The organism is Pseudomonas sp. AN3A02, assembly GCF_011765255.1.
GTDB lineage: Bacteria > Pseudomonadota > Gammaproteobacteria > Pseudomonadales > Pseudomonadaceae > Aquipseudomonas.
This window is the reverse complement of the sequence record NZ_JAARNI010000001.1, coordinates 1,979,077-1,995,232: the sequence shown is the minus strand read 5'-3', so window position 1 is coordinate 1,995,232 and position 16,156 is coordinate 1,979,077. Positions and strand designations below refer to the sequence as shown.

Genomic DNA, 16,156 nt, shown 5'->3' with positions numbered 1-16,156 from the left:
GATTACGGCATCAGCACCGAATCAACCACATGAATCACGCCGTTGGACTGCATCACATCCGCAATGCTGATGCTGGCCTTGCCACCCTTGGCATCCACCACCCACAGCTTGCCGTCGTGCAGCTTGATCGTCAGCGATTCCCCCTGCACGGTTTTCAACATCACCATGCCGCCGTTCTTCTTGGCCTCGGCCATCAGTTGCGCAGAGGTATGGGTGCCAGGCACCACGTGGTAGGTCAGGATTTTCGTCAGGTCGGCTTTGTGCTCAGGTTTCACCAGCGTATCTACGGTGCCTGCCGGGAGTTTGGCGAAGGCTTCGTTGGTCGGTGCGAATACGGTGAACGGGCCTTTGCTGTTAAGGGTATCAACCAGTCCGGCTGCCTTGACCGCCGCCACCAGAGTGGTGTGGTCCTTTGAGTTGACGGCGTTTTCGACGATGGTTTTCGTCGGATACATCGCCGCACCGCCCACCATCACGGTGTCGGCGGCAATGCTGAGGGTGGTTGTGATGGAGAGGATCGTGAAGCAGGCGACGGCAGCAATTTTTTTGTAGAAAGCATGCATGATGTATCTCCTGGGTTCGTGTGCCCTCCAGATGAGGGTATGGAATCTACGTACCAAGGAGCAAAGTGGATGCATGCCTCGAAAAATTATTCGTTTGGGCGTCCCGTCGCACTTTTTCCCGATCTCCTGCTCTATCTCTGTCCCGACCACACTAATTCCCGGCGTGGACAGAAGACCCAGACCTGATGCCGATGGATCGCACGTTACCTGTTTTTATCACTCGATGGATGCGCCAGCCGCTGTGGCTCGCTGCGGTTTTGATGCTTTGCGCCAACGGTTGCAGCCAGCAGATGGGGCGCGATATTGCCACGCAGTTCAGCAACGGCAAGCCCGACGAGTTCTTCCAGACCAGCGTCGATCGCATGGCCACCCTGAGCATGCGCGACAACCTGCAAAGCCTGTATTTGCTGATGAGCAAACTCTACCTGCGCAACCCCAACCAGTGGCGTCAATCGGGTTACCCAGACGCTGTGACCGCCGCCCGGCAAATCCGCCAGGCCATCGAACTTCGCCAGCCGCTGCCCGCCCTTGGCGACCGCCGTGACCTGGCGGCGCTAAGCTATTCCCTGAGCCCGGAATTCCGCGGCGACCGTGTGGGCGCCTTCATCTACGCGATCGGCAGCATGCTGGTGACAGCACATGGCGGGCGCACCGAGTTTTATATAACGGACTCGATCAACCCCCAGTTCGTCAGCAATGCCGCGCGCAATATCGAGAAGGCAACCTGGCTGCTCAGCCAGCGCCAGGACGCCAATGGCTCGCTGTTGCTGTTCTCCAACGAGATCTCGGAGGCGGGCAGCAACCTCAGTTTTGCTGTCGAATTCGGCAAGATCGTCGCGCGCCTCGACCTGTTGACCCAGATGCAAGACGAGCGCTACCGGCGCATCGGTCTCAACTATGCGCAAAGCTTGCTGCTGATGAACTTCCTGCCGGTGCAGTAACCGGCTGGCGCCCTCAGCGCCGCCCGGTCCGCGTACTCACATCCACCCACACCGCCAGCACCAGAATGCTGCCCTTGACGATCATCTGCCAGTAGCTGTCGACATCGAGCATCGACATGCCGTTGTCCAGGCTGCTGATCACCAGCGCGCCGAGCAGGGCGCCGTACACCGTGCCCGAACCGCCACGCATCGATGTGCCGCCAATGAAACATGCCGCGATGGCATCCAGTTCGCCCATGTTGCCCGCCGAAGGTGAACCGGCCGCCAGGCGCGCGGTGTTGACCAGCCCGGCGAGGGCGCACATCACGCCCATGATCCCGAAGATCCACAGCTTGACCGCCTGCACGTTGATCCCGGACAGGCGCGTGGCTTCCATGTTGCTGCCCACCGAGTAGATGCGGCGGCCGAACACGGTCTGGCTGGTGACGTAACTGAACACCCCCAGCAGCACCAACAGAAGCAGCACTGGCACGGGAATCCCGTCGTAGCTGTTGAGGGTGTAGACGAAGCCGGCCAGCACGAAACCGATCAGCACCACACGCACGCTGTCCCGCAGCATCGACGGCAGTGCCAGCCCGTGCAGGGCGCGGTTGTGGCGTTGGCGCCAGGTCAGGAACACTGTCAGCCCGAACAGCAATACGCCGAGAATCACCCCGACCACCGTCGGCAAATAGCCCTGGCCGATGTACACGAGTTCCGGCGACACCGGCGCAATCGTGGTGCCGCCGGTAATGCCCAGCAGCACCCCGCGAAACGCCAGCATGCCGCCCAGCCCGACGATGAACGAAGGAATGCGCAGGTACGCAGTCATGTAGCCGTTGCCCAGGCCAATCAACAAGCCGCAGAGGGCGACGATGGCCAGGTTGAGCGGCAGCGGCACGTGATAGACCACATCCAGAATCGCCGCGACACCGCCGAGCAAGCCGAGCATCGAGCCCACCGACAGGTCGATCTCGCCACTGATGATCACCAGCACCATGCCGCACGCCAGAATGCCGGTGATGGACATCTGCCGCAGCAGGTTCGACAGGTTGCGCGGGGTCAGGAAACCGCCTTCGGTCTGCCAGCTGAAAAACACCCAGATCAGCACCACGGCGATCAACAGGGCGAGCATTTTGTAGCGGGTGAAAAGCTGTTTGACCTGGTTCATTTACGCGGACTTCCGATCATTATTATTGTCCTGCCCGTTTGGTTGGCTGAGGGCGGCGGCGAGCACCTGTTCCTGGGGCAGGCCCTGGTTGATGAAGTCGCCGCGCAGTTGGCCTTCGCCGATCACCAGTACCCGGTCAGACACTCCCAGTACTTCGGCCAGCTCCGAGGACACCATGATGATCGACACGCCTTCGGCCGCCAGCGCGCCCATCAATTTGTAGATCTCGTATTTGGCGCCCACATCCACGCCGCGGGTGGGTTCGTCGAGAATCAACACCCGGGGTTTGGTCAGCAGCATCTTGGCCAATACGGCTTTCTGCTGGTTGCCGCCGGAGAGGCTGGTGATCGGCAGGAACGGGTTCGCCGTCTTCAGGTGCATGCGTTTGATTTCCTGCTCGACGCTGCCCAGTTCCGCCTCGGCATCGATGCGCGTCAGGTGCGAGAAACTGTCCAGCACCGCCAGGGTGATGTTTTGCCCGACGCCCAGGTCCGGCACGATGCCCTGGCGCTTGCGGTCTTCCGGGACCATGCACAGCCCCGCGCGAATCGACTTCAGCGGCGTGCGCGTATCAATCGGTTTGCCGTCCAGCCACACCTCGCCTTCGTAGCGCCCGGGGTAGCTGCCGAACAGCGCCGACACCAGCTCCGTGCGGCCCGCGCCCACCAGCCCGGCGATACCGAGGATTTCGCCACGGCGCAGGCTGAACGAGACATCGTCCACGCGCTTGCGGCCCGGGTTATCGACGTCGTAGCAGGTGATGTGGCGCGCCTCGAACAGCACCTCGCCGACGGCGTGGGGTTCGGTGGGGTAGAGGTTGCTCATCTCACGGCCGACCATCTGCGTGATGATGCGCGACACGTCCATGTCGGCCATGGCTGTGGTCGCGATGTGCTTGCCGTCGCGGATCACCGCGATGGTGTCGCAGATGGCCGAGACTTCATCGAGCTTGTGGGAGATGTACACGCAGGCGACACCCTTGGCCTTGAGCCCGCGGATGATGTCCAGCAGCACCTCGATTTCCGAGCGGGTCAGCGCCGACGAGGGTTCATCGAGGATCAACAGGCGCGCCTGCTTGTTCAAGGCCTTGGCGATTTCCACCAGTTGCTGGTAACCGCCGCCGTATTGCGAAACGGGCAGCGCGACGTTCATGTCCGGCACTTTCAGCTCGCGCATCAGGGCTTCGGCGCGGTGCATCATGGCGGGGTAGTTCATGCGCCCGCCGGGCAGTGTCAGCTCGTGGCCCATGAAGATGTTTTCGGCCACCGAGAGGTCGGGCACCAGGGTCAGTTCCTGGTGGATGATCACGATGCCGCAGGCCTCGGTTTCGGCGATGGAATGGGCGCGCAGCGGCTGGCCGTCCCAGATGATTTCGCCGTCCCAGGTGCCATGGGGATACACCGCCGACAGCACTTTCATCAGGGTCGATTTGCCGGCGCCGTTCTCGCCGCACAACCCCACGCATTCCCCGGGTTTTACCTTGATGTCGATGCCATTCAGGGCTTTGACGCCACCGAAGGTTTTGACGATGTTGTTCATTTCCAGCAGGTAGTCGGACATGGCGGGCACTCATTCCACAGCGAAAAGGCAGGAGCGGCCTCAAGCCGCCCCTGCAGTGAGCGGTACGCTTACTGCCCGGCGATTTGCGCTTTGGTGTAGAACCCGTCTTCTTCCAGCACGTTGACGTTGTCTTTGGTCAATGCGGTCGGCTTGAGCAGGATGCTCGACACCTGTTTGCTGCCGTTGTCGTACTGCGAGTTGTAGGCCGGTTTCTCGTCACGCACCAGTTGCACCGAGAGCTTGGCCGCCTCTGTCGCCAGCAGCTTCAGGGGCTTGTAGACGGTCATGGTCTGGGTGCCGGCGATCACCCGTTTGATCGCGGCGAGGTCGGCGTCTTGCCCCGAGACCGGCACCTTGCCCGCGAGTTTTTGTGCCGCCAGGGCCTGGATCGCGCCGCCGGCGGTGGCGTCGTTGGAGGCGACGATGCCGTCGATTTTATTGCTGTTGGCGGTCAGGGCGTTTTCGACAATGCTCAGGGCTTCGGTGGGGTTCCATTCCTTGACCCATTGCTGGCCGACAATCTTGATGTCGCCCTTGTCGATCGAAGGCTGCAGCACCTTCATCTGGCCCTGGCGCAGGATCTTCGCGTTGTTGTCGGTAGGCGCACCGCCCAGCAGGAAGTAGTTGCCTTTAGGCTGCGCGTTCAACACGCCCTGGGCCTGCATCTCGCCGACCTTTTCGTTATCGAAGGAGATGTAGGCGTCGATATCGGCGTTCAGAATCAGCCGGTCATAGGACAGCACTTTCACCCCGGCTTTCTTGGCCTCGGCCACCACGTTGTTCAGCACCGTGGCATTGAACGGCACGATCACAATCACATCGACGCCCCGGGAGATCAGGTTTTCAATCTGCGAGATCTGCCGCTGTTCGTTGGCGTCCGCCGATTGCACATAGACCTTGGCGCCCAGTTGCTCGGCGGCGGCGGTGAAGTAATCACGGTCGCGCGCCCAGCGCTCAAGGCGCAGGTCGTCGATGGAAAAGCCGATTTTCGGATGGGCCGCGTCGGCCATGACCGAGTTGGAAAGCAGTGCCAGAACGCTGGTGAATAAGACGGTTTTCAGGTGTTTCATGATGGTGAGTCCCTTTTATTGTTGTTTAGACGCACTTCTGGACCTGGAGCGTAGCGGTCATGGATAGATAAAGCGATTGACCACGCCTTCGAGCATTTCCTGGCGGCCACTGACGGCTTTTGGGTTGAGTTCATGGCTAAAGGCATGCTCGGCCAGCGATTCCAGGCTGAAGTCACCGCCGAGTACGGAACGTCCGAACGATTGGTCCCAGCCAGCATAACGCTGGGCCTTGAACTGCTCGAGGGCATCGTTCTGGACCATGGCGGCTGCGCGTTCCAGGGACAACGCCAGCACGTCCATCGCGGCCACGTGGCCATGGAACAGGTCCACTTCATCGAGGCTTTGGCGACGCACTTTAGAATCGAAGTTGTAGCCGCCGCCTTTGAAACCACCGGCCTTGAGTACCTCGTAGGTGACCAGGGTCAGTTCCTCGACGCTGTTGGGGAACTGGTCGGTGTCCCAACCGTTCTGTGGGTCGCCGCGGTTGGCGTCGATGCTGCCGAAAATCCCCAGGGACGCGGCGGTGGCGATTTCATGATGAAAGCTGTGGCCGGCGAGGGTGGCGTGGTTGGCCTCGATGTTGACCTTGATCTCTTTCTCCAGGCCGAACTGATGCAGGAAGCCAAACACGGTGGCGCTGTCGTAGTCGTACTGGTGCTTGGTCGGCTCCTGTGGCTTGGGCTCGATAAACAGCTCGCCGGTGAAGCCGATCTTGTATTTATGCTCGACCACCATGCGCATAAAGCGCCCGAGTTGTTCGCGCTCGCGCTTGAGGTCGGTATTGAGCAGGGTCTCGTAGCCTTCGCGGCCGCCCCACAACACATAGCTGGAACCCTTGAGGCGGTGGGTGGCATTCATCGCGCTGAACACCTGAGCCGCCGCATAGGCAAACACCTCGGGGTTGGGATTGCTCGCGGCGCCGGCGGCAAAGCGCGGGTTGCTGAAGCAGTTGGCCGTGCCCCACAGCAGCTGGATGCCGGTCTCTTCCTGATGGCGTTCGAGTTCATCGACCATCTGCGCAAAGTGGTTGCGGTACTCCGCCAGGCTGGTGCCTTCGGGGGCGACATCGGTGTCGTGGAAACTGTAGTAGTCGATGCCCAGCTTGGAGAAAAACTCAAACGCGGCATCGGCTTTGCCGCGCGCCACCTGCATGGCTTCCCCCGGTTGCTGCCAGGGCCGCTGGAAGGTGCCGGAACCGAACATGTCACTGCCGGGCCAGACGAAGTTATGCCAATAACACGCGGCCATCCGCAGGTGCTCGCGCATCGGTTTGCCGAGGATCAGTTTGTTCGCATCGTAGTGCCGGAAGGCCAGGGGAGAGTCGCTTTGCGGGCCTTCGTAAAGGATTTTATCGACAGCGGGAAAGTAGGGCATCGCCAGATCCTTGTTGTTATGAGTGCACGTTAACCTTGCCTCGATACTAGCAACGGCCCCCGGCCAACCGATTATGAAAATCACCAGAGCGGGGTTCGATTTTGAGTAGCTTTGGGCGCATAGTTGATTGACACCTCCCCTGGAGCCGCCCTGTGAAAACCGTCCCGCCAGTGCACCGGATTGCCCTGCTGTTCAACGGCAACAAGATCTACGATCGCGGCATCATCACCGGGATCGGCAACTACCTGAGCAGTACGCGGGTGTCGTGGGATCTGTTTCTGGAAGAGGATTTCGTCTGCCGGCTCAAGGGCATCGAGCGCTGGCATGGCGACGGGATCATCGCCGACTTCGACGACCCGGCGATGGGCCCCGCGCTGGCGGGTGTGCATGTGCCGGTGGTGGCGGTGGGCGGGTCTTATGAAGATGAGCGGGCTTACCCACGGCATATTCCGTACGTGGCCACCGACAATTTCGCCCTGATCAAGCTGGCCTATGAACACCTGATCGAAGCCGGGCTGACGCGCTTCGCCTGTTTCAGCCTGCCGCAAGCTGATATCAACCGCTGGGCCCAGGAGCGCGAAAAAGCCTTTCGCCGCCTGCTGGAGCGCGATGGCCTGCCCGTGGAGGTGTATCGCGGGCTGGGCACCAGCGCACCGCTGTGGGATTCGGCGGTGGAGCAGCAGATCGCCTGGTTGCACAGCCTGCCCAAGCCCATCGGCATCATCGCGGTCAGCGACGCCCGTGCCCGGCAGTTGCTGCAAGCGTGCCTCACCGCCGGCATCCCGGTGCCGGAGCAAGTGGCACTGATCGGCATCGACAACGACCCGCTGACCCGCACCCTGACTCGCGTGCCGCTGAGTTCGGTGATCCAGGGCACCGAAAAAATGGGCCGCACCGCCGCACGCTTGCTGCACCAGATGTTGCATGGCATGCCGTCGGCGGGCAGCCAGATCCTGGTGCCGCCGGAAGCGGTCAACGTGCAGACCTCAAGCCTGCACCAACCCCTCGGCCATCCCTACGTGATGCAGGCGCTGCACTTCATTCGCCAGTACGCCTGCCAGGGCATCAAGACCGCCCAGGTCGCCAACTACGTCGGGGTGTCGCGTTCGTCCCTGGAAGCGCATTTTCGCAGCGAACTGAATCGCAGCGTCCACGACGAAATCCTGCGCTTCAAGCTCGCGGCGGCGGTTGCGAGCCTGGAAAATACCGGGGCCGGCATTGCTGATATTGCCTACGACTGCGGGTTCAAATCGGCGCAGTACCTGCACACGGTGTTCAAGCGTGAGTTCGGGTGTACGCCGAGGGAGTATCAGGTGGGGCAGGTTGAACGCGATTCGAACGATGTCATTTCTTTGTCGCCTTGAGTGCCTATTTTGTCCTGAGCCTTGCTCCAGAACCTCAAGGGATTGAATCGTCTTATGCCGACTCTTACACGCAGAAAGCTGCTGCAGGCAGCTGCCATCGGATCCGCCTACACCCTGTTGCCCGACTCCATTCGCCAGGCCCTGGCGATCCCCGCCAACAACCGTACCGGCACCATCATGGACGTCGAACATGTGGTGATCCTGATGCAGGAAAACCGCTCATTCGATCATTACTTCGGCACCTTGCCCGGCGTGCGCGGGTTCAGTGACCGCTTCACCATTCCGCTGCCGGGCGGGCACCGGGTGTGGGAGCAGCAGGGTGTCGGGCGGCGGATTTTGCCCTATCACCTGGACAGTTCCCGTGGCAACGCGCAGCGGGTCGACGGCACGCCCCATTCCTGGAGCGATGAGCATGCCGCGTGGGGCAGTGGCCGGATGAATGCCTGGCCGACGTACAAGACGCCCACCTCGATGGGCTACTACCGCGAGCCGGAAGTGCCGTTCCAGTTCGCCCTGGCCAACACCTTTACCTTGTGCGATGCCTACCATTGTTCGGTGCACGCCGGCACGAATCCCAATCGCCTGTTCCACTGGACCGGCACCAACGGCCCGACTGGCGCGAACGTGGCGGCGGTGGTCAACGAATGGGACGGCCCCGGTGCCGTGAGCGTGGGCTACACCTGGAAAACCTATCCTGAGCGCCTGGAAGAGGCGGGCGTGAGCTGGAAGATTTATCAGTACTTGCCGGATAACTTTGGCGACAACCCCTTGGCCGGATTTCGTCAGTTTCGCGCGGCCAGTGTCGCGGCCGGCAACCCCGCGGTGCCACCGAAGGACTTCAAAGACTTTGTGCCTTACAGCGACCAACTTAATGCCCGCGTGCCGCTTTACAAAGGCAACGGCAACACGCTCCCGGCCGTCAGCGGCAGCGACCTCGAGGCGATCATCCAGGGCTTTCGCAAGGACGTGAACGACGGGCGCCTGCCTCAGGTCAGCTGGCTGGTGGCCCCGGCCAATTACTCCGAACATCCCGGGCCTTCCAGCCCGGTGCAGGGTGGCTGGTTCACCCAGGAAATCCTCAAGGCGTTGACCGCTAATCCGGACGTTTGGAGCAAGACCGTGTTGCTGGTCAACTACGATGAAAACGATGGATTCTTCGACCATGTGCCGTCGCCATCGGCTCCATCCAAACGCCTGGACGGCAGCTTTGCAGGCAAGTCCACAGTGAAGTTCGACAGCGAAATTTTCACCCACCCGGCACCCCCCGGCACGACTCAGCAACCCGCACCCGACGGCGGCGTGTACGGACCCGGCCCGCGAGTGCCGATGCTGGTGCTGTCACCGTGGAGCCGTGGTGGCTGGGTCAACTCCCAGGCGTTTGATCACACCTCCGTGCTGCAATTCCTGGAGAAGCGTTTCCACGTACGCGAGCCCAATATCAGCGCCTGGCGCCGCGCCGTGTGCGGCGACCTCACCTCAGCCTTCAACTTCGTCAACCCCAACACCGAGACCCTGCCGCCGCTGCACACCATCAGCCGCCAGGCCGCCGACTCCCTGCGCCAACGCCAGGAGCAACTGCCCCAGGTCGCCCTGCCAACGGTGGGCCAGCAACAGGCGCCGTTCCAGGCGCGAATGGCCCGGCCCTCCCGAGCGCTGCCGTACCAGTTGAACGTCGAGGGCTCGGTTGACCGTCGCGCCAGCTCTGTGAGCCTCGACTTCTTCAACAATGGCGAACAAGGCGTGGTGTTCCACGTCTACGACCGCCTGCACCTGGACGAGGTACCACGCCGCTACACGGTAGAGGCCGGCAAACACCTCAGCGACACCTGGCAAGTCGCGGGTGCCTACAAGCTTTGGCTGTTGGGGCCGAATGGCTTCCACCGCTCGTTCAAAGGGCACCTACAGCGTCGCGAACCCGAGTTATCCCTGGCGTATCACGGCGACACCTTGCTGCTGACCCTGGTCAACCCCGGCAAGCGTGCTGCCTCGGTGACCATCGAGCGCTGCCCTTACACCAAGCAGGGGCCCTGGCTGCTGGAGATTGCGGGCGGCAGTACAGTGCAACGCACGTTCTCATGCCAGCCGAATGGGGGGTGGTATGACTTCAAACTGCGTGACGAGCATGGTTGGGTGCGGCGAGTGGCGGGGCGCATCGAGACGGGAGCGCACAGTATCAGTGATCCGTTGATGGGTAAGCGGGTGTAAAAGGCTGTTGATCGCTGGGGTGATTTCGTAAGCCCTTTCCCTGTTTTCCGTAGGAGCAGGGCTTTCTCCCCATGCAGTGCTTGAAACAACACCGCCCTCGGCCATAGCCTCACGTTTTTCCTGAAACTGAGGCCCGGCATTGGGTAAGCGAAAAACGGTATGGCCCACGGAGCGGGAAGTTCGACTGCGCTTTATCCTGCTGGCAATCATTGAAACCGCCTCCAATCGAGGCGTTCCCATTGAGCGACTTTTGCTCTCGTACATTCTGCTGCGCAACCAGCCAACCCAAGAGCAACTGTGGGAGGCGATCAGCGATTGCCTGCTCCTCGATGAGATGAGCGGCTTTCGCTTTGAACCCGGGTCGGAAGCCGATAGGTTGATGCGCAACATCAGCAGCGAAACCGATCAGGCCTGACGAGCCACCAACATCGGCGTACGCGGCGGCACCCGGCGCTTGCTCCCTGTCGACTCATACGCCGACGCCAATTGCAGCAACGCCGAATCATCATAAGCCCGACCGGCAAAGGTCAGCCCCACCGGCATGCCAATGTCCGCCATAACGCCCATCGGCACCGTCACTGTCGGTACGCCCAGGTGGCGGATGGCGAGGTTGCCGTTGGCCACCCACACACCGTTGCTCCACGCGATATCCGCCGACGCGGGATTCACATCCGCATCCGCCGGGCCTACGTCGGCGACGGTCGGAAAAATCACCGCGTCCAACCCCAACTTATCCATCCAGTCTTCAAGGTCGATGCGCCGTGTCTGTTCCAGGCCACGCAGGCCGTCGGGCACGGTGCTGATCTTGTCCCACGGCGTAATGCCCCGTTCGGCCATGCGCACGTATTCGTCCATGCCGGCGGCCAGGTCGTCTTCGCGGTTGGGCAGGGTGCCGGGGTCGTGGGGGAAGATGTTCGGGCCGTCGACATCGGCCAGGCGGTTCAATGCAGGGTCATTGTTGGCACGCAGAAAATCATCGAACGCCCAGGCCGACAGTTCCCACAATTCATCGTGCAGAAATTCCTTCGACACCAGGCCTCGGGTAAACACTGTCGGTGCGCCCGGGCGATCGCCTTCGCAATTGGAAACCAGCGGGAGATCCACCTCGATCACTTCTGCACCGGCTGCTTCGAGTGCCTTGCGCGCGGCTTCCCACAAGTCAATGACCGAGGCGCGGGTGTTGATGCGCTGGCCGGTGGGGCCACCGATTCCCGGGTCGTCGCTGGTGCCGGCTTCGGGGTCGGCATTGATGTACATGCGTGGCACGCCGAAGCGTTTACCGGCGAGCGCATCGCCGGTCGCGGCCAGGGCGCCATAGGCGTCGGGGCGAACCGAGGCGACGCTTGGGATCGGAACCCAGGGTTGCATCCGCCACAGGTCGCCGCGCGTGTCGGGGTCTTCCGCCACCACCACGTCGAGCACTTCAAGCAGGTCGGCCATGGTCCGGGCGTAGGGCACGACCACGTCCATGGTCGGGGTCAGCGGCCAGTTGCCGCGTACCGAGATCACGCCACGGGACGGCGTATACGCACACAGGCCATTGTTGGAGGCCGGGCCACGCCCGCTGGACCAGGTTTCTTCCGCCAGGCCAAATGCCGCAAAGCTGGCCGCAGTGGCCGTACCGGCGCCGTTGGAGGAGCCCGAGGCGAACGGTGCGGTCAGGTAGTCGGCGTTGTACGGGCTTTCGGCCCGGCCATATACACCGCGCTGCATGCCGCCATTGGCCATGGGCGGCATATTGGTCTTGCCCAGGCAAATGGCGCCGGTGGCCCGTAGCCGCTCAATGGTGAACGCATCGCGATACGCGGTCAGGTTGGCAAAAGCCGGGCTGCCGGAGGCGGCCGTGAGGCCCTTGACCAGGTAGCTGTCCTTGGCTGTATAGGGAATGCCGTCGAGCGGGCCGAGGATTTTACCGCTGGCCCGGCGTGCATCGGACGCGCGGGCTTCCTCCAGCGCTTGAGGATTGCGCACCACCACGGCGTTGAGGGCGGTGGCGGTGTTTGGGGCATCGAAGGCGTCGATTCTGGCGAGGTAGGCCTCTACCAGTTCAACCGCCGTGGTCTGGCCGGACTCTAGCGCAGCGCGCAGCTGGGCAATGGAAACTTCGGTTACTTCGATCACGTGGTTATCGCCGGGCAGAAAAGGGGAGGGGTTGAGTGCTGACTCAAGCCATTCAGTCAAAGTAGCTTACTGATAGATTTTTCATAGCGCCAGAGAATGGCATCCCTTACTGTGGCCCTTCAATTTCCTTATCGATAACGGTGCGGTTTATGTCCGATGAAGTGCGGCTTGTCGTCATCATCAATACCCAGCCTGGGCGGGGTGCGGACCAGTTGGCCGCCTTTGCCGGACTGGCGCCGCTGGTGCGGGCCGAAGCGGGTTGCATCCAGTACGACCTGCATCCGGTTGATGGCAACAGCGACAGTTTTGTGTTGATCGAGACGTGGGCTTCAAAGGCGGCGCTCAAGGATCACCACGCGGCCCCTCATATGCTGGAAGCCGCCAAGCACAACCCGACATTCCGTGCGGGCCCCGCCAACGTATTGGTGCTGGAACCCGCCGTCCAGACGCCCTGACTTCAATCCGGCGGCTCCAGGGTTTATCATCGGCCCTTCATTTTTTGCTGCCCGGAAAGATTTCGATGTTGTTTACAAGGACTGTCATGGCGAGCGCACTGCTCGCCGTTCTGGCCACCCCGGCCCACGCGTCCAACCTGGACCTGACCTACGAGGCACCGATCCTCAGCGCCGTACCTCTAACGCCCCAGGCTGAGCCCAAGCCGCGCTTCCCGGTCAAAAGCGTTGCGCCGGTGACCGTGGAAAACAGCTGCACCGGCCGCGAGTGCACCTACGAAGGCGACATCAGCCCGCCCCGTGAGGAGCAGACTGTGCGGCGGTTTTCCATCGGTATTCAATAAAACCAACGGGCGCCTCAGACAATCTCGTACCGAGGTGCCGGCTTACCCGTCTGCGTTGCCGCAAACAACGCACCCCGCGCCGCGTCATAGGTATCCCACAACGAACCATCGGCCACCGACGGCCAGGTGATCGTCTCACCCTGGTCAAGCCCGGCCAACGCCGCGTCCACCAGATGTTCGGTGGTCATGATCGACTCTTGTTGCAGGGCGGAAAGCGGAATGCCCGACTCGTCCCAGATCTCGGTAGCGGTAGACCCCGGCAACACGATCTGCACCTTCACCCCGGTTTCCGCCAGTTCCGATTGCAACCCACGGCTGAACGCCAGGACATAGCTCTTGGTGCCGCTGTACACGGAGCTGACCGGCAGCGAGTGCACGGCCAACACCGACGCCACGTTGATGATCACACCTTCATTGCGCACGAGCATGCCCGGCAACGCCGCGTGGGTCAGGCGGGTGAGGGCGGTGATGTTCAAGGCGATCTGGGTCATGGAGTCCTCGACCGAGGATTGAGCCAGCGGGTGCAGGCGGGCGAGGCCGGCGTTATTCACCAGCACGTGGATTGCCGGGTTGCTGGCGAGCAGGCTTTCGACACGGGCGAGGTCGGCGGGGTTAACCAGGTCGGCACCGAGGGTCTGGACCTGCCGCCCGTGGTCTTGCGTGATCTTCGCCGCCAGGGCTTTGAGGCGGTCTTCGCGACGGGCGACCAGGATCAAATCGTAGCCGCGAGCGGCTAATCGGTCGGCATACACAGCACCAATACCGGAAGACGCGCCAGTGATGAGGGCAATTTTTGTGGAAGCGGGGGTCGACATGAACGGCTCCGATAGATGAGTACTCAACCAATATTGTTGAGGGCTCAAGTTATAGGCTTGGCGTTTGTCCTTGTCAATGGTTTAGTACTCAATCATTCTAGGGGCATAGAGGAGCTGAAAATGCCGACTGAGAAGACTGACAAGCCTGATGCTCGCGCCGACCTTTTGAATCTGCTGGGGGACGTGGCGTGCACCAACAACGCACTGCGCCGCGCCGCCAGGCGGCTGGGGCAGCTGTATGACGAAGCACTGGCACCGATTGGCCTGAAGGCCACACAGGTCGGCTTGCTGGGTGAAATCACCCGGCTGGCGGCGGTCGATGAACATGGGGGGCCGACGTTGCAAGAACTGGCCGGACGCCTGGCGATCCTGATGTCGGCGCTGACCCATGCCATGAAGCCGCTGGTACGCGACGGGATTGTCGAGCTACGTCCGGACGCGTTGGACAAGCGCACCAAACGCTGTGTGCTCACGCCCAAGGGCGAAGCGCTGTTCAATGAGGCGCTGGTGTTCTGGGCGTCTGCCAACAACCGGGTGGAGGAGGTGCTGGGGCATGATTCGGCGGCGCAGTTGCGCGGCATGGCAGACCATGTGGCCTCCGAAGCGTTTTTGGCGGACTACAACAGCCGCTCCGCGCAGGCATAAGCCAGATCCTTTCGTTATTAGACAGACGCCGTTCGCGCATCCGATGCTGAGCCCCTCTCGATCAGGGGCTTTCCATGACCACTCCACGCCAACTGAAACTGGGCGCGTTCATGCGCCCGGTCAGCATCCACACCGGCGCCTGGCGCTATCCCGGCGCTTACCGTGACGCCAACTTCAACTTCACGCACCTCAAGCAGTTTGCCCAAACCCTGGAGAAGGCGCGTTTTGATGCCTTCTTCATGGCCGACCACCTGGCCTTGCTTAACATGCCCATCGACGCGTTGAAGCGCAGCCACACCGCCACGTCATTCGAACCGTTCACCTTGTTGTCGGCCCTCAGCCAGGCCACCGAGCACATTGGCCTGGTGGCCACCGCCTCGACCACCTACGACGAACCGTTCCACATCGCCCGTCGCTTCGCATCCCTGGATCACTTGAGCAATGGTCGCGCCGGCTGGAACATTGTCACCACCGCCAACCCGGATGCCGCGCAGAATTTTGGCCTGGAACAGGCCTACGATCACGACGAGCGCTACGCCCGTGCGCGGGAGTTCTACGATGTGGTCACCGGGCTCTGGGACAGTTGGGCCGATGACGCGTTCATCCGCGATGCCGACAGTGGCGTGTACTTCGACCCGGACAAACTGCACACCCTCAATCATCAAGGCCGCTACCTCAACGTGCGTGGCCCGCTGCATATTGCGCGGCCGGTGCAGGGCTGGCCGGTGATCGTGCAGGCCGGTGCCTCGGAGCCCGGGCGTCAACTGGCGGCGGAAACCGCCGAGGTGATTTTTGTCGCGCCGGGCACGTTGGAGGAGGGGCGTAAATTCTATGCCGATATCAAACGCCGGATGCTGGCGGTCGGTCGGCATCCCGACCACCTGAAGATTTTGCCCGGGGCCTTTGTGGTGGTCGGCGATACGCTGGAAGACGCGCGGCGGATTCGTGCACACCTCGACAGCCTGGTGCATTACGAAAGCGCGATTGCCTCGCTGTCGATAGCGCTGGGTACCGACGCGACCAAGTTTGACCCCGACCAATACCTCCCGGCGATTCCCCAAACCAACGCCAGCCAAAGCTCCCGCGAACGAGTACTGGCGCTGGCTGACCGCGAGCAGTTGACGGTGCGCCAATTGGCCCAACGCCTTGGCGGGTATGCCGGCTTGTCGTTTGTCGGCACGGCCCACAGCATTGCCGACGAGATGCAGCAGTGGCTGGAAGAAGAGGGCAGCGATGGCTTCAACATCATGTTCCCCTGGCTGCCCGGCGGGCTCGATGATTTTGTCGCCAAGGTGGTGCCTGAGTTACAGGGGCGCGGGATCTTCCGGCGGGAGTACGAAGGCTCTACCCTGCGGGAAAACCTCGGACTGCCGCGTCCGGCAAACCGGTATTTTCACGCTGGTTAGATCGTTTATTTCCTTATGATTGGAGGCCATTCCCCAATCGCATATCCATCACGCCGGTTCGGCACTGATAACGGAGCCGTTCGGCGTGATCGCAGCATAAAGTCTGTCATCACGGAATTGTCGGCTGTCTCGCTCCGATAAACCCC

At 61.8% G+C, this 16,156-nt stretch carries 15 protein-coding genes; 8 read left to right on the top strand and 7 right to left on the bottom strand.

Annotated elements, in window-relative coordinates; all coding sequences use genetic code 11:
* Positions 1–2: 2 nt before the first annotated feature.
* Entirely contained in the window at positions 3–563 is a 561-nt protein-coding gene (locus tag HBJ59_RS09215; RefSeq protein WP_167663345.1) for a fasciclin domain-containing protein, read from the bottom strand.
* 191 nt (positions 564–754) lie between these two features.
* On the opposite strand from HBJ59_RS09215, the gene HBJ59_RS09210 reads away from it, so the two are divergent.
* Entirely contained in the window at positions 755–1,504 is a 750-nt protein-coding gene (locus HBJ59_RS09210; protein ID WP_076017135.1) for a hypothetical protein, read from the top strand.
* Positions 1,505–1,517: 13 nt separating this feature from the next.
* On the opposite strand, the gene HBJ59_RS09205 is transcribed toward HBJ59_RS09210, so the two are convergent.
* From HBJ59_RS09205 to xylA, 4 genes are all read right to left on the bottom strand, one after another.
* On the bottom strand, positions 1,518–2,654 hold the full coding sequence (locus HBJ59_RS09205) for a sugar ABC transporter permease (RefSeq protein ID WP_076016803.1): 1,137 nt from the start codon (positions 2,652–2,654) through the stop codon (positions 1,518–1,520).
* Complete coding sequence (gene xylG, locus HBJ59_RS09200) at positions 2,655–4,214, bottom strand: D-xylose ABC transporter ATP-binding protein (protein WP_167663344.1); 1,560 nt, start codon at positions 4,212–4,214, stop codon at positions 2,655–2,657. It lies immediately after the preceding gene.
* Between the two features lie 68 nt (positions 4,215–4,282).
* A complete protein-coding gene (gene xylF, locus HBJ59_RS09195; RefSeq protein WP_076016805.1) occupies positions 4,283–5,284 on the bottom strand; it encodes a D-xylose ABC transporter substrate-binding protein in 1,002 nt (333 codons plus the stop codon).
* Positions 5,285–5,341: 57 nt separating this feature from the next.
* Positions 5,342–6,658 (bottom strand): xylose isomerase, encoded by a 1,317-nt coding sequence (xylA, locus tag HBJ59_RS09190; protein ID WP_167663343.1) that lies wholly within the window; start codon positions 6,656–6,658, stop codon positions 5,342–5,344.
* A gap of 152 nt (positions 6,659–6,810) precedes the next feature.
* On the opposite strand from xylA, the gene HBJ59_RS09185 reads away from it, so the two are divergent.
* The 3 genes from HBJ59_RS09185 to HBJ59_RS09175 all read left to right on the top strand — a co-directional run bounded on the left by HBJ59_RS09185 (position 6,811) and on the right by HBJ59_RS09175 (position 10,642).
* On the top strand, positions 6,811–8,022 hold the full coding sequence (locus tag HBJ59_RS09185) for a DNA-binding transcriptional regulator (protein ID WP_076016807.1): 1,212 nt from the start codon (positions 6,811–6,813) through the stop codon (positions 8,020–8,022).
* A gap of 54 nt (positions 8,023–8,076) precedes the next feature.
* The gene (locus HBJ59_RS09180) at positions 8,077–10,227 is read left to right on the top strand and encodes a phosphocholine-specific phospholipase C (RefSeq protein ID WP_167663342.1); all 2,151 of its coding nucleotides are present in this window, start codon (positions 8,077–8,079) and stop codon (positions 10,225–10,227) included.
* A gap of 139 nt (positions 10,228–10,366) precedes the next feature.
* Positions 10,367–10,642, top strand: coding sequence for a hypothetical protein (locus HBJ59_RS09175; protein WP_167663341.1), 276 nt, complete (start codon positions 10,367–10,369; stop codon positions 10,640–10,642).
* On the opposite strand, the gene HBJ59_RS09170 is transcribed toward HBJ59_RS09175, so the two are convergent.
* A complete protein-coding gene (locus HBJ59_RS09170) occupies positions 10,633–12,348 on the bottom strand; it encodes an amidase (protein WP_167663340.1) in 1,716 nt (571 codons plus the stop codon). The two genes, HBJ59_RS09175 and HBJ59_RS09170, sit on opposite strands and share 10 nt — an antisense overlap.
* 149 nt (positions 12,349–12,497) lie before the next feature.
* On the opposite strand from HBJ59_RS09170, the gene HBJ59_RS09165 reads away from it, so the two are divergent.
* Both HBJ59_RS09165 and HBJ59_RS09160 read left to right on the top strand, forming a co-directional pair.
* Positions 12,498–12,803, top strand: coding sequence for a putative quinol monooxygenase (locus tag HBJ59_RS09165; RefSeq protein ID WP_167663339.1), 306 nt, complete (start codon positions 12,498–12,500; stop codon positions 12,801–12,803).
* A gap of 86 nt (positions 12,804–12,889) precedes the next feature.
* Positions 12,890–13,144 carry a hypothetical protein gene (locus HBJ59_RS09160; RefSeq protein WP_167663338.1) on the top strand — a complete coding sequence of 85 codons (255 nt, stop codon included), beginning with the start codon at positions 12,890–12,892 and terminating at the stop codon, positions 13,142–13,144.
* A 14-nt stretch (positions 13,145–13,158) separates the two neighbouring features.
* Here HBJ59_RS09160 and HBJ59_RS09155 read toward each other — a convergent pair whose 3' ends face one another.
* Positions 13,159–13,959, bottom strand: a complete 801-nt coding sequence (locus HBJ59_RS09155) for an SDR family oxidoreductase (protein WP_167663337.1) — start codon at positions 13,957–13,959, stop codon at positions 13,159–13,161.
* Positions 13,960–14,079: 120 nt separating this feature from the next.
* Between HBJ59_RS09155 and HBJ59_RS09150 the strand changes: the two genes are divergently transcribed.
* Positions 14,080–14,604, top strand: a complete 525-nt coding sequence (locus HBJ59_RS09150; protein WP_167663336.1) for a MarR family winged helix-turn-helix transcriptional regulator — start codon at positions 14,080–14,082, stop codon at positions 14,602–14,604.
* A 74-nt stretch (positions 14,605–14,678) separates the two neighbouring features.
* Positions 14,679–16,010 (top strand): LLM class flavin-dependent oxidoreductase, encoded by a 1,332-nt coding sequence (locus tag HBJ59_RS09145; protein WP_167663335.1) that lies wholly within the window; start codon positions 14,679–14,681, stop codon positions 16,008–16,010.
* Positions 16,011–16,156: the final 146 nt, after the last annotated feature.

Bases quoted from the DNA above. Each gene is read 5' to 3' on its own strand.
- HBJ59_RS09215 (WP_167663345.1), bottom strand. From the start codon at position 563: ATGCATGCTTTCTACAAAAAAATTGCTGCCGTCGCCTGCTTCACGATC.
- HBJ59_RS09210 (WP_076017135.1), top strand. From the start codon at position 755: ATGGATCGCACGTTACCTGTTTTTATCACTCGATGGATGCGCCAGCCG.
- HBJ59_RS09205 (WP_076016803.1), bottom strand. From the start codon at position 2,654: ATGAACCAGGTCAAACAGCTTTTCACCCGCTACAAAATGCTCGCCCTG.
- xylG (WP_167663344.1), bottom strand. From the start codon at position 4,214: ATGTCCGACTACCTGCTGGAAATGAACAACATCGTCAAAACCTTCGGT.
- xylF (WP_076016805.1), bottom strand. From the start codon at position 5,284: ATGAAACACCTGAAAACCGTCTTATTCACCAGCGTTCTGGCACTGCTT.
- xylA (WP_167663343.1), bottom strand. From the start codon at position 6,658: ATGCCCTACTTTCCCGCTGTCGATAAAATCCTTTACGAAGGCCCGCAA.
- HBJ59_RS09180 (WP_167663342.1), top strand. From the start codon at position 8,077: ATGCCGACTCTTACACGCAGAAAGCTGCTGCAGGCAGCTGCCATCGGA.
- HBJ59_RS09165 (WP_167663339.1), top strand. From the start codon at position 12,498: ATGTCCGATGAAGTGCGGCTTGTCGTCATCATCAATACCCAGCCTGGG.
- HBJ59_RS09160 (WP_167663338.1), top strand. From the start codon at position 12,890: ATGGCGAGCGCACTGCTCGCCGTTCTGGCCACCCCGGCCCACGCGTCC.
- HBJ59_RS09155 (WP_167663337.1), bottom strand. From the start codon at position 13,959: ATGTCGACCCCCGCTTCCACAAAAATTGCCCTCATCACTGGCGCGTCT.
- HBJ59_RS09150 (WP_167663336.1), top strand. From the start codon at position 14,080: ATGCCGACTGAGAAGACTGACAAGCCTGATGCTCGCGCCGACCTTTTG.
- HBJ59_RS09145 (WP_167663335.1), top strand. From the start codon at position 14,679: ATGACCACTCCACGCCAACTGAAACTGGGCGCGTTCATGCGCCCGGTC.